This is a genomic window from Myroides odoratus (assembly GCF_965118575.1).
GTDB lineage: Bacteria > Bacteroidota > Bacteroidia > Flavobacteriales > Flavobacteriaceae > Flavobacterium > Flavobacterium odoratum_B.
Window position 1 is genome coordinate 138,659 of record NZ_CBCPHW010000005.1, and the last position, 13,348, is coordinate 152,006.

A 13,348-nucleotide genomic window follows, 5' to 3' on the forward strand; every position below is an offset into this window, starting at 1 on the left:
TACATTTGTATGGGATTTTTTTATTTACTTATTTTTCGGTAATAAAGAAGCAAGGATTGATTACCAAAAGGTGGGGCAGATGTAAAAGTTATGGACTACATGAGACGTATACTCTTCATTCATTTAGTAACTCCCTACTATAATCCCTTTTTTAATTGCAGGTAGAATTTACGCTTTTAAAGGCTCGGAAAAAACTGTTTAGCATCCCCAACTGGAACATCAAACTGTTTTTTTCCTAAGGCAGTAAAAAATTCGTTGGCAACTTCGGAAGGAGGAATTCCATTTTCCCCACCGATTTCTGCTGAGAATTCGGTATTTACTAGAGGAGGGTAAATTTCATAGATCTCGATATTTCTCACCTCTTCATAGGTTTGTCTCAACGCTGTCGTATAGCTGTGTAAAGCTGCTTTGCTTGCGCTATAAGTGGGTAGGAATTTATGACTTCTGAAAACGGCGATGGAAGATACATTGGCAATTGCAGCCTCTTCTTTTTGTAGCAAATGAGGGAGCAATAATTCGGTAAAGTGAATAATTGAAAAATAATTGGTATTCATTTCTGCAACCGCTTTTTCGTGCGCATTGGTTGTATCACTCAATAAATAGCCAAATGCGGCGCCGGCATTATTAAATATAATATTAACGTCGGGGTATTGGGTTTTTAATTCTTCTGCCATGCGAATTCTATCTGCTTCAATAGCTAAATCCCCTTGAATAGCTGAAGCGTTATTTAATTCTTTTAAGGCCTTTTGTAGCCTTTCTTCGTTGCGACCGTTGATGATGATTTTATTGCCTTCAGCATTTAGTTTTTTGGCAAGGGCCAAGCCGATTCCGGCACTACCACCGCTTATAAATACAGTATTTCCTGTTGTTTTCATTTTTTAATTCTTTAAGTTCTTTTTGGGACAACTAATTTTGGTTTGCGACAGGGATTGCAACGACATCCTTTTGTGGAGCTTTAGCGCAACAAAAGATAGAGTGGAAAGCCCGCCCGGTCGCCCTAATTGTATTACTTTTTTAACGTCGGATAATCCGTATACCCTTCTTTTGTAGCGGTGTAGAACGTATTTTTGTCGGGTTCATTCAAAGGAGCGTCTATTTTAAATCTTTCAACCAAATCTGGATTTGCGATAAAAGGCACACCAAAAGAAACAAGATCTGCATCCCCATTAATTAGGACTGCATTAGCAGTTTCTTTTGTAAATGCGCGGTTGATAATAATCGTTCCCTTGTAAATTTTTCTGAAATGACCTGCAACTTCTTGAATCGCATATGGATTTGTAGAAACATCGGTAAAAGGCTCAATCAGGTGAATGTAGGCCAATTCATACGTATTTAATCGATTTGTGATATAGTTGTAGAGCTCGATAGTTTCTGCATCAACTTCGATTCCCATTATACCATGAAGCGATGGGTTTAGACGAATACCCACACGAGGGAGGTCAACCACCGTCTTTAATTCATCTAAAATTTCAAATAAAATTCTAGCTCGATTTTCTATAGAACCTCCATATTCATCGGTACGGTTATTTGAATTTTTACTAAAAAATTGCTGTAACAAATAACCATTAGCAGCATGTAGTTCTACACCATCAAATCCTGCTTTGAAAGCATTGATTGCGGCCTTTTTAAAATCTTGTATAGTTTGTTTTATGTCTGCAAGGGTCATCGGTTGTGGCTCTTCGGACGGCTTAAATCCGGCTGCAGTAAAAACGGACTGATTGGGGTTGATATTCGAAGGCGCTAACGGTTTTTTTCCCTCGTGTAAATCGGGATGAGAATAAGCTCCTGTATGCCAAAGTTGAGCGAATATTTTTCCGCCTTCTTCATGAACAGCTTCCGTTGCTAATCTCCAACCTTCAATTTGCTGTTCAGAATAGATTCCAGGTACATTTACTACACCAACGGCTTCTTTGCTTATAAATGTTCCTTCCGTAATGATAAGCCCTGCTGTGGCTCGTTGTCTATAATAAAGTGCGGTCAGTGCTGTTGCGGCATTTTCCAAATTGTTGGAGCGGCTTCTTGTCATTGGAGCCATGACAATGCGATTGGCTAATTCTAAGTTGCCCAATAGATAGGGTTCGAAAATTTTAGTATTTTTCATGAGAATTATTTTAAATTATACTTTTTGGTCTATTTTTAAGTGATAATATACTTTTTAGTCTATTTTTTGTAAAAAATTAGAGTGCGTATTGTTCTAATTCTAATTTTAAGCTCTTTATTAAGTTGTGCATAGGTTTGGTGGTATTCATTACTCTACACATGACCATTCCACCTTCAAGACAGGCAATTAGTTTAAAGGCAAAAACAATAGGATCTAGCTTATCGGTAAATTCTCCAGCTTGTATTCCTTCTTTTAAAATATTTACAAGGTTCTCTTGCCCAGCTCTAAAAACAGCAGCTACTTTTTCTTTGAGTAAGGGGTGATTATCGTCGGCATCAACAGCAGTATTAAAAATGGGGCATCCACCAGATACAAACGTTTCTATTGGATTTTTGTGAAAATCTAAGAGATGAAAAATTTTAGATTTTGCTGTTTTTCCTTTTGAAATCTCTGCTTTTAGTTTTTCAGTTACTCGTTTCAATAGTAAATCAATAACCTGCTCCGTTAAGTCCTCCTTATTTTCAAAATGACTGTAAAGACATCCTTTAGTTAGTTTGGTTGCTGCAAGAACATCATCCACATTTACGCCCGAAATACCTTTTTGGTTGTACAAGGGAGCGGCTGTATCTAATATAAATTGTTTGGTTCTTTCTGCTTTGGTTAACATAGGCTGATAATTGACACTACAAATATACTAAAAAGTATATTTTTAAAGTAATATTTAAATAAATTTTATGACAGGGGGGCTTTGTGTAATTTTTAAAGCAGCGTATACAAAGTAAGGTGAGTACTTGAATTAAATTCTAAAGGCTTGTAGGTAGAAAAAGGCTCTATAGGGTATGCTGTAAAATTAATCTTGTTGACTTGAAAAGGGTTAAAATAAAAGAGAAGAACATCAAATGGAACTAGGGTAAATTGTATTTTATGTAGTTTAACAAGGTGAATTACCTTATTTTTGTGCCTTTAAACAACAACCCGTTATTTCGATGCTTTTTGATTATCTCAAATTTTGGTTTACTGCTTTTAATGAACACGGGATTCATTCGCCTTTTGTTTTTAATTTACTGACTAAGGGACTTTACTCTTATGATTCGCGTTGGAAAGGCAAAGCAAGAAAAAATCAATTTATTGACCGAATGCTTGTTTATTTTTCACCTCAACAAATCGCAACTTGGGAGGGGAAGGAACCAACAGCGGAATTAGTTCAAATACCCATTATTCCATATGGAGAAAATACAACGACTCCTTATGATTTTATTCTTTTTCAGATAGAGTCATCGGCTGTGATGCCTACTGTAAGAGCAGTGGCTCAAACCATGCACAATAACTCCGTTTGGATTATCGATCGAAGAGAGAAAAATCAGAGGATAGAAAAATATTGGCAAGAAGTTGTTGCATCCTCAGAAATGGTTGTAACTTTAGATTTCTATTATTTTGGTGTGGCTTTTAAGCGAAAAGAACAATTGAAACAGCATTTTAAACTTCGTTTATATCCTGATACGGTTTTTCGTTTGCTTCGCGTGTAACAAAATAGTTTTTTACCTACTTATAAGAAAGAAAATATAAGGCTATGTCTAAAGAATTAATCATTGATATTAAAGATATTAAGCGCGATTTTAAAATGGGATCCGAAACCGTAAAGGTTTTGAAAGGGGTAAATCTTCAAATTAAAAAGGGAGATTATGTCGCTTTAATGGGACCCTCGGGATCAGGAAAATCAACATTGATGAATATCTTAGGTTGTTTGGATACACCAACCTCAGGCTATTATAGCTTAAATAACAAGGATGTCAGTCGTTTAAATGATGATCAATTGGCAGAAATTCGAAATAAAGACATTGGTTTTGTATTTCAAACTTTTAACCTTATGCCACGTACCACCGCTTTAGACAATGTAGCTTTGCCGATGATATACGCAGGAAGGTCTAAAGAGGATCGCAATCAACGTGCTTCAGAAGTATTACATATGGTAGGCTTAGGAGATCGTATGGATCATCACCCAAATCAGTTGTCGGGAGGACAGAGGCAGCGTGTGGCAGTAGCACGTGCTTTAGTTAATAACCCCTCTATTATCTTAGCGGATGAACCTACAGGAAATTTGGATACCAAAACTTCAATCGAAATTATGGGGCTATTTGATGAAATTCACCGCAAAGGCAATACAGTAATTCTTGTCACACACGAAGAAGATATTGCCGAACATGCACATCGTATTATTCGATTGCGCGATGGGATCATCGAGAGTGACCAGCGAATAAAATAAAGAGGTTTTATTTTGCTCAAAGTATTGTAGTTTTCTTTTGGAAAGAAGGTACAAGAATCTAAAACAAGTTATGAAGATATATACAAAAACAGGAGATCAAGGAACCACCGCTTTATTTGGAGGTACTCGTGTGTCTAAACACCATATTCGAATAGAATCTTACGGAACAGTAGATGAATTGAATGCCTATATCGGAATGATTCGCGATCAGGAAATTCCAGTTTTAGAGAAACAAGCCCTAGTTGTGATTCAGCACGATCTTTTTACAGTCGGTGCAATTTTGGCAACAGACCCTCAAAAAGCCTTGCTGAAAAACGGAAAAGAACGCTTAAATATTCCTAAAATTACTCTGGATACCCTTGAATTTTTAGAAAGTGAAATAGATCGCATGGACAAATTGTTACCTGCGATGACCCATTTTATTTTACCAGGTGGACATACAACGGTGTCATTCTGTCATATTGCAAGGTGCGTTTGTCGTAGGGCAGAGCGTTTGTCAGTCCAATTAAATGAAGAGGAGCCTGTCGAGGCAGAAGTTTTGATGTACTTGAACCGACTTTCTGACTTTTTATTTGTGTTGGCACGAAAGTTGACTTTTGATTTACAAGCGGAAGAGATTAAGTGGATACCTGAAAAGTTGAAATAAAACCCGTTATTTTGTCGTGAATAAGTAGGACGTTCTTTAATATTAGTGAAATATTATAAAAATAGCTTGCTTATTTCATAATAAAATTTATTTTTGCAATAAATTTAAAAAAGGTTAAGAGATGTATTGGACATTAGAATTGGCATCTTATTTAAGCGATGCTCCATGGCCTGCTACTAAAGATGAGTTGATAGATTACGCTATTAGAACAGGTGCGCCACTTGAAGTAGTAGAAAACTTACAATCCATCGAAGATGAAGGAGAAATCTATGAATCTATGGAAGAGATATGGCCAGATTATCCAACGGACGAAGATTATCTTTGGAACGAGGATGAATATTAATATAGAAAAAAGCCTTCTTTAAGGCTTTTTTTTGTTTATTTTAGCAAGTGAGAAAAGAGTAAAAAATATATAAACGTATGAGTCTTATAAATACCATATTGAAGGTTTTTGTTGGCGATAAATCAGAACGAGATATCAAAGAAATCAAACCTTTAATTGAAAAAATTAAAACGTATGAGTCTTCTTTATCTAATTTATCAAATGATGAATTAAGAGCGAAGACCATTTATTTCAAAGAAAAAATTCAACAGTCTAGAGCAGATCAAGATGCGAAGATTGCTTCTTATAAAGAAGAGATTGAGAAGACTCAAGATATCGATAAAAGAGAAGCTATTTACGCGAGTATTGATAGTTTAGAGAAAGAAGCGTATGACAATACGGAAAAAGTGTTGTTGGATATTTTACCAGAAGCATTTGCAGTGGTAAAAGAAACCGCAAAACGATTTAAAGACAACGATACTGTAGTTGTTACTGCTTCTGAAAAGGATATGGAGTTTGCTCAAAACAAGCCGTATGTAACCCTTGTTGATGGAAAAGCAAATTGGGCAAATAAATGGTCCGCTGCTGGTAAGGAAGTTACCTGGGATATGATTCACTACGATGTTCAGTTAATCGGAGGGATTGTATTGCACCAAGGAAAAATTGCAGAGATGCAAACTGGGGAAGGGAAGACTTTAGTGGCTACTTTACCCCTTTATTTAAATGCTTTAACAGGAAATGGGGTGCACTTAGTTACTGTGAATGATTACCTTGCTAAAAGGGATAGTCAGTGGAAAGCACCTTTGTTTGAGTTTCACGGGATGACCGTAGATTGTATTGACAACCATCAACCAAACTCTCCAGGAAGAAGAGCAGCTTATATTGCGGATATTACCTATGGAACAAATAACGAATTTGGCTTCGATTATTTGAGAGATAATATGGCACATACGCCTGAAGAATTGGTTCAAAGAGTTCACAATTATGCGATTGTCGATGAGGTCGATTCAGTATTAGTGGATGATGCAAGAACGCCATTGATTATTTCGGGACCAGTTCCACAAGGAGATCGTCATGAGTTTAATGAATTAAAACCAAAGGTTTCAAACCTAGTTGAGATACAACGCAAGTTGGCCAATAATTTCTTGTCAGAGGCTAGAAAATTAATTAGAGAAGGAAATACAAAAGAAGGTGGATTCTTGTTATTAAGAGCCTACCGAAGCTTACCTAAAAATAAAGCTCTTATCAAATTCTTGAGTGAAGAAGGGGTAAAACAATTGCTTCAAAAAACAGAAAATCACTATATGCAAGACAATAACAGAGAAATGCATAAAGTGGATGAAGCTTTGTACTTTGTTATTGAAGAAAAAAATAATCAAGTTCAATTAACGGATAACGGAATTAAATACTTATCGCAAGATACAGATGAAAATTTCTTTGTTTTACCGGATATTGGAACAGAAGTAGCTCGTATTGAGAGTCAAAACTTATCAAGAGAAGAGGAAGCAATCGCTAAAGAGAGATTGTTCCAAGATTTTGGTGTAAAAAGTGAACGTATTCACACGTTGAATCAATTGTTAAAAGCGTATACTGTATTTGAAAAAGATACGGAATACGTGGTAATTGACAATAAGATTTTAATCGTGGATGAGCAAACGGGTCGTATCATGGATGGGCGTCGCTATTCTGACGGATTACACCAGGCGATTGAAGCGAAAGAAAATGTAAAAATTGAAGCTGCTACCCAAACGTTTGCAACAATTACCCTACAGAATTACTTCCGTATGTACAAGAAATTAGGAGGTATGACTGGTACTGCAGTAACAGAAGCAGGTGAGTTCTTGCAAATCTATAAATTGGATGTAGTTGAGATTCCTACAAACAGAGGAATTTCACGTAAAGATAAAGAAGATAAGATTTTCCGTTCAGTACGTGAGAAATACAAAGCGGTTATTGATGATGTTGTAGATTTGTCACAAGCAGGACGTCCAGTGTTAATCGGTACAACATCCGTTGAGATATCTGAATTATTGAGTAGATCTTTAAAAATGCGCGGTATTCAACACAATGTATTGAATGCGAAGTTGCATAAACAAGAGGCTCAAATTGTTGAAGAAGCAGGAAAACCGGGCGTTGTTACTATTGCAACCAATATGGCAGGTCGTGGTACCGATATTAAGCTTTCTCAAGAAGTTAAAGAAAAAGGGGGATTGGCAATCATCGGTACAGAACGTCACGATTCTAGACGTGTAGACCGTCAGTTAAGAGGTCGTGCGGGTCGTCAAGGAGATCCAGGTAGTTCTCAATTTTATGTATCTTTAGAGGATAACTTAATGCGTTTGTTCGGATCAGAGCGTGTAGCGAAGATTATGGACCGAATGGGATTAGAAGAGGGCGAAGTGATTCAACACTCTATGATGACAAAATCAATCGAAAGAGCACAGAAAAAAGTAGAAGAAAATAACTTTGGTATTCGTAAGCGTTTATTAGAATATGATGACGTGATGAATGCACAACGTGAAGTAATATACAAACGTAGAAAACACGCTTTATTTGGCGATCGTTTGAAAGTGGATATCGCTAATATGATGTATGATTTATGTGAACGCATTAGCGAAAACAATAAATTGGCAAACGATTTCAAAAATCTGGATTTGGATATGATTCGCAACTTTGGTATCAATGATGTGGTAACCGAAGATCAATTCAATAAAGAGGATGTTGTTACCTTGGCGAATCGACTCTATGAAAAAGCATTCACCGCTTACCGCGAAAAATGCCAACGCAGTGCGAATGAGGCCTTCAAGGTAATCAAAAATGTTTACGAGAACCAGGATAATAACTTTGAGCGTATTGTAGTTCCATTTACGGATGGTATGAAAACGATGAATGTGGTTACAAACTTAGAATCAGCGTATCAAACTGGAGGAATGAGTTTGATTGACGATTTTGAAAAGAATGTTACTTTGTCAATTTTAGATGAGGCGTGGAAGAAACACCTTAGAAAAATGGATGAATTAAAACAATCGGTTCAATTAGCCGTTCACGAGCAAAAAGATCCGTTGTTAATCTATAAGTTTGAAGCGTTTGAATTGTTTAAGAAAACAATCGCTGAAATGGATTCAGAAGTAACGTCTTTCTTGACTAAAGCTGATTTACCAGTTCAAACAGCACAAGAAATAGAAGCTTAATTTTAGCTAAATTAATACAACCCAAAGGGCTCTTAGAAATAGGAGCCCTTTTTTAGGCTAATAGGATGTTAAGACTTCATTTCCTTTTTTCATTCGCTCAATAAATTCGTATTTTTATATATCAAATAAAACTTAAAGAACTATGACTGTTTTTGGCCAAGCATTTACAACAAAACACGGTACTGCACCTTTCTCTCAAATAAAAATTGTAGATTATAAACCTGCCTTTGATCAAGCAATTGCTCAATCCAAAGCAGAAATTGAGGCTATTGCGGGGAGTGCCGCATTTCCAACTTTTGAAAATACAATAGAAGCCTTGGCTTTTTCTGGAATGGATTTGGATATTTTAGCAAGTATTTTTTTTAATCTCAATTCAGCAGAAACCAATGATGAAATGCAACAGATTGCACAAGAGGTAGCTCCTTTGCTTTCAGCACTAGGTAATGATATTTTGTTGAACGAAACGTTATTTCTACGTGTGAAAGCGGTTTATGAACAAGAAAGCCAATTAAATTTGTCGGTAGAACAGCAAACGTTGCTAACTAAGAATTATAAAAACTTTGTGCGCAATGGAGCATTGCTTTCAGAAGAACAAAAGAATAGAGTAAGAGCAATCGATGCTGAATTAGCGACTACTTCTTTAAAATTTGGAGAAAATGTATTGGCTGAAACGCATCAATATCAATTGCATCTTACACAAGAGGAGGATTTAAAAGGATTGCCGGAAGGCGCTATTGAAGAGGCCAGAGCCTTGGCTCAACAAGAGGATAAAGCAGGGTGGATTTTCACTTTAGATCATCCAAGCTATCTTCCATTTATGACTTATGCAGAAAATAGAACTTTGCGTAAAGAATTAGCGATTGCTGCAGGAGCTAAAGCTTTTAAAGCAAACGAATACAACAATGAAGCAAATGTTTTAAAGATTGCTCAGTTGAGACATGAACGCGCCAATATTTTAGGCTATTCAACCCATGCTCATTTTGTTTTAGAAGAGCGCATGGCTCAAGCTCCGGATCAAGTGAATACTTTTTTACATGATTTATTAGTAAAGGCTAAACCAGCGGCAGATAGAGAGTTTGAAGAATTAACCGCATTTGCTAAAAAAATAGATGGATTAGACCATTTAGAAAAATGGGATGGTAGTTATTATGCAGAAAAATTAAAACAAGAACGCTTCAATTTAGACGATGAAATTTTAAAACCCTATTTTCAATTAGAGAAGGTACTGGAAGGCGCTTTTCAAGTAGCCTATAAATTATATGATTTGGTTTTTACCGAAGTATTTGATATTGAAAAATACCAAGAGGAGGTTCGTACTTTTGAAGTTTCTACCACAGCTGGCGAATTTATAGCCGTATTTTATACCGATTTTTTCCCGCGTAAAGGGAAGAGAAATGGAGCTTGGATGACTTCTTTTAAAAATCAGTATAAGGTGAATGGAGTTAATGAAAGACCTCATATCTCAATTGTATGTAATTTTACTAAACCAACGGCAACCAAACCGTCTCTATTGACTTTTAATGAGGTTACAACCTTATTTCATGAGTTTGGACATGCATTGCATGGTATGTTAGCCAATACGACGTATCCTTCCTTATCTGGAACTAATGTATATTGGGATTTCGTAGAATTGCCGAGTCAAATTTTTGAAAATTGGTGTTATGAAAAAGAAGCGTTAGCGCTATTTGCAAAGCACTATCAAACCGGAGAGGGAATTCCGATGGAGTTTGTAGAAAAAATTAAAGAAAGCTCAAGTTTTCTAGAGGGAATGGCGACCGTACGTCAATTGAGTTTCGGTATGTTGGATATGGCATGGCATGGCCAGGATCCTTCTTTAATTACTAATTTAAAGGATTTTGAGTCTGCACAGTTTCAAGCCACGCAACACTATCCAGATGTCCGTGAGAATGCTATGAGTACTTCCTTTTCTCACATTTTTCAAGGCGGATACGCCTCGGGCTACTACAGCTACAAATGGGCAGAGGTACTTGATGCGGATGCTTTTGCTTATTTTCAAGAAAAGGGGATTTTCAATAAAGAAGTCGCGGATGCCTTTAAGGAGTGTATTTTATCGCAAGGAGGTACGGATCATCCCATGACCTTGTATAAAAAATTTAGAGGGCAAGAACCTACACCCGATGCACTGCTTCGAAGAGCAGGCTTATTGGCATAAAAGTAAAAAGAGTTCTAAACTAGTTTAGAACTCTTTTTTTACACTTAACAACATCACTTTTCTTTTTTCAACTTATTTTGAATCCTATAAAGGATTTTATTTAAATTTTGTACTCAGTTTTAAAACTAAATTACCTATTGTTTTAACGAGCTAATTGCCTTTTTAAGGAAAAATTACAATTCAAATATAGTTAAAAATTAATTAATTAACAAATAGGGGGTGAAAAATATATTAATTTTGAATATGAATCTTTCTATTCTTGTGGAATTCATATAAAAAAAACGTGAAAACACTTTTTTTTCTAAAGAAAACATTCTTCTGAGTAGAGATATGTATCAATTGTTACAGGTAAATTATTTGCTTTCTTTAGCTCTTCAAGCCAAAAAGACAAGGATTCTTCTTGATTTTCTATAGAATTATCCTTTAAATTGGCTATTTCTTCTTTAATTGTATGCTGACTTTTCTTTTTTGAATCTTTCAAAATTTCTTCCGCGAGTGCAATAATACCCTCAAAAGTTAATCCATCAATTTTTTTACAATAAGCTAAATTCCATTTTTCGTGATCAATCTCGTCGTCTTTCGTATAAATATCGATAGTTTCTGCTACGTAATTGGAGACAATTTGTATGGCTTTTTGAAGTCTTACTTGATCTTGTTCATTTAGCATGTTTAAGATTTTTTCTTCGGATTGTGCATAAAGCGCTGGAGATGTACCAATTAATTTTAACTGATCTTGATTCTCTTTTATGTGAGGAGTTGTAATTGTTGGATTTTGATCTATAACTGAATGTTGTGTAGCGGATTGTTCCTCTACGGGTTCCTTTTTAGAAGTACATCCTATACCAATTACCAAAAGTAAGCTCAACGCGATCTTTGTTTTACGCATGTTTTTTCTTTACAAAAATAAAATAAATCACAAATTGATAAAATAATTCAATAAAAAAACCGAAGTAAATTTTACTTCGGTTTCCTATTTATAGTAGTTTGTCTTTTATTTATTTGACCCAAGGTGTCGCATTGCGTCTCGAACCATTTGAAATAATTCAGAAGAATAAACGAAATCTACCACATCTTCATTGTCGGTGTGAATAATTTCTTTATTGTTTCCAGACCAAGCTAAAACACCATTTTTCAAGAAGATAATATGTTCTCCAATTTCCAATACTGAGTTCATATCGTGTGTATTAATTATCGTGGTAATGTCGTATTCATGGGTGATTTCTTGAATCAAGTTGTCAATAACAATAGCTGTTTTTGGATCTAAACCGGAATTGGGCTCATCACAAAATAGGTATTTAGGATTGTTGACAATAGCACGTGCAATGGCAACCCTTTTTTGCATCCCTCCAGATATTTCAGAAGGTTTTTTCTTATTGGCATCGATGAGCTTCACGCGATCGATTACTTCATTCACACGGTGTTTGATTTCCTTATCACTTTTATTGGTAAACATACGCAAGGGAAAAGCAATATTTTCTTCTACAGTCATGGAATCAAAAAGTGCACTACCTTGAAATACCATACCTATTTCGGTACGCAAATCGCGGCGCTGATTTTTATTCATGGCTGCATAATCTCGTCCATCAAAAAGAATCTCCCCCTTGTCATGGGCGTGAATTCCCAAAAGAGTTTTTAAGAATACGGTTTTTCCCGATCCACTTTGCCCTATAATTAGATTGGTTTTTCCTGTTTCAAACGTCGTGGTTATTCCCTTTAAAACCTTTGTGCCGTTAAAAGCCTTTTCTATGTTTGTTACTTCAATCATCTTGCTAATTACTTAAAAGGAGAGAGGTTAATATATAGTTGGTTAGGATAATCGCAACACTGGTCCAAACGAAAGCCGTCGTACTCGCTTTCCCCACTTCTAATGCACCACCTTTCATGTAGTAGCCAAAGTACGATGGAATAGTAGCTAGTAAAAATCCAAAAAGCGTAGTTTTTATAAAGGCATAGGTTATGTGGAAGGGAATAAAAGTATCTTGCAATCCTGTAATAAATTGTTCAGAAGTTACAAAATTCCCCATTACACCACCAAACCATCCCCCTAAAATACCTAAAAACATACTGATGCCAATCACAAAAGGATAAAGTAAAACAGCAACCATTTTAGGAAAAACGAGATAGTTTAATGAACTAACACCCATGACTTCTAACGCGTCAATTTGTTCGGTAACTCGCATTGTTCCAATACTAGATGTAATAAAAGAACCCATTTTTCCCGCCATAATGATGGAGATGAAAGTGGGAGCAAATTCTAAGATAACCGATTGTCTTGTTGCAAATCCAATTAGGTATTTTGGAATCAATGGATTCGTTAAGTTTAAGGCTGTTTGAATGGCAACAACTCCTCCAACGAAAAAAGATAAAAAACAAACAATACCTAAGGAACCAATAATTAAATCGTCTATTTCTTTAAAGATTAGCTCCTTCATTACTTTCCATTTAGTCATTTTGCTAAAAATTTCTTTTAGCATAATAAAGTATTGACCAATATTTGTTAATCCAGTTTTTATCATAAAAAATAAATATCGGCTAAATTACCAATTACAAATGATTTTTTAGGTTTATAAATTCAAAAATATAAGTTGAGTCTGTTTAAAACGTACTGCGTCATTTTATTTTTCTTTCCTTTTTTGGGATTTGTCCTTTCGT

At 35.6% G+C, this 13,348-nt stretch carries 11 protein-coding genes and 1 pseudogene; 6 read left to right on the plus strand and 6 right to left on the minus strand.

Features of this window, described 5'->3' with window-relative positions; genetic code table 11:
• Positions 1-176: 176 nt before the first annotated feature.
• The 3 genes from ACMHJ2_RS05830 to ACMHJ2_RS05840 form a co-directional block, all read right to left on the minus strand.
• Entirely contained in the window at positions 177-875 is a 699-nt protein-coding gene (locus tag ACMHJ2_RS05830; RefSeq protein ID WP_413512021.1) for an SDR family oxidoreductase, read from the minus strand.
• A 131-nt stretch (positions 876-1,006) separates the two neighbouring features.
• Complete coding sequence (locus ACMHJ2_RS05835; protein WP_413512022.1) at positions 1,007-2,101, minus strand: alkene reductase; 1,095 nt, start codon at positions 2,099-2,101, stop codon at positions 1,007-1,009.
• A 76-nt stretch (positions 2,102-2,177) separates the two neighbouring features.
• Positions 2,178-2,768, minus strand: a complete 591-nt coding sequence (locus ACMHJ2_RS05840) for a TetR/AcrR family transcriptional regulator (RefSeq protein WP_413512023.1) — start codon at positions 2,766-2,768, stop codon at positions 2,178-2,180.
• 319 nt (positions 2,769-3,087) lie between these two features.
• On the opposite strand from ACMHJ2_RS05840, the gene ACMHJ2_RS05845 reads away from it, so the two are divergent.
• The 6 genes and pseudogenes from ACMHJ2_RS05845 to ACMHJ2_RS05870 all read left to right on the plus strand — a co-directional run bounded on the left by ACMHJ2_RS05845 (position 3,088) and on the right by ACMHJ2_RS05870 (position 10,696).
• Positions 3,088-3,627 (plus strand): hypothetical protein, encoded by a 540-nt coding sequence (locus ACMHJ2_RS05845; protein WP_413512024.1) that lies wholly within the window; start codon positions 3,088-3,090, stop codon positions 3,625-3,627.
• Positions 3,628-3,671: 44 nt separating this feature from the next.
• Positions 3,672-4,364 (plus strand): ABC transporter ATP-binding protein, encoded by a 693-nt coding sequence (locus ACMHJ2_RS05850; protein ID WP_413512025.1) that lies wholly within the window; start codon positions 3,672-3,674, stop codon positions 4,362-4,364.
• Positions 4,365-4,434: 70 nt separating this feature from the next.
• Positions 4,435-5,010, plus strand: coding sequence for a cob(I)yrinic acid a,c-diamide adenosyltransferase (locus ACMHJ2_RS05855; RefSeq protein WP_413512026.1), 576 nt, complete (start codon positions 4,435-4,437; stop codon positions 5,008-5,010).
• 121 nt (positions 5,011-5,131) lie between these two features.
• Positions 5,132-5,353, plus strand: a complete 222-nt coding sequence (locus ACMHJ2_RS05860) for a DUF2795 domain-containing protein (protein ID WP_002986941.1) — start codon at positions 5,132-5,134, stop codon at positions 5,351-5,353.
• Between the two features lie 77 nt (positions 5,354-5,430).
• Positions 5,431-8,514 (plus strand): annotated as a pseudogene (secA, locus tag ACMHJ2_RS05865) (preprotein translocase subunit SecA); the annotation flags it as partial.
• 151 nt (positions 8,515-8,665) lie between these two features.
• Positions 8,666-10,696 carry a M3 family metallopeptidase gene (locus tag ACMHJ2_RS05870; RefSeq protein WP_413512027.1) on the plus strand — a complete coding sequence of 677 codons (2,031 nt, stop codon included), beginning with the start codon at positions 8,666-8,668 and terminating at the stop codon, positions 10,694-10,696.
• Between the two features lie 301 nt (positions 10,697-10,997).
• Here the strand turns inward: ACMHJ2_RS05870 and ACMHJ2_RS05875 are convergent, their stop codons facing one another.
• The 3 genes from ACMHJ2_RS05875 to ACMHJ2_RS05885 form a co-directional block, all read right to left on the minus strand.
• Positions 10,998-11,582 carry a hypothetical protein gene (locus ACMHJ2_RS05875; RefSeq protein WP_413512028.1) on the minus strand — a complete coding sequence of 195 codons (585 nt, stop codon included), beginning with the start codon at positions 11,580-11,582 and terminating at the stop codon, positions 10,998-11,000.
• Between the two features lie 105 nt (positions 11,583-11,687).
• The gene (locus ACMHJ2_RS05880; RefSeq protein ID WP_413512029.1) at positions 11,688-12,461 is read right to left on the minus strand and encodes an ABC transporter ATP-binding protein; all 774 of its coding nucleotides are present in this window, start codon (positions 12,459-12,461) and stop codon (positions 11,688-11,690) included.
• Between the two features lie 4 nt (positions 12,462-12,465).
• Positions 12,466-13,212 (minus strand): MlaE family ABC transporter permease, encoded by a 747-nt coding sequence (locus ACMHJ2_RS05885; protein WP_413512030.1) that lies wholly within the window; start codon positions 13,210-13,212, stop codon positions 12,466-12,468.
• Between the last annotated feature and the right edge of the window lie 136 nt (positions 13,213-13,348).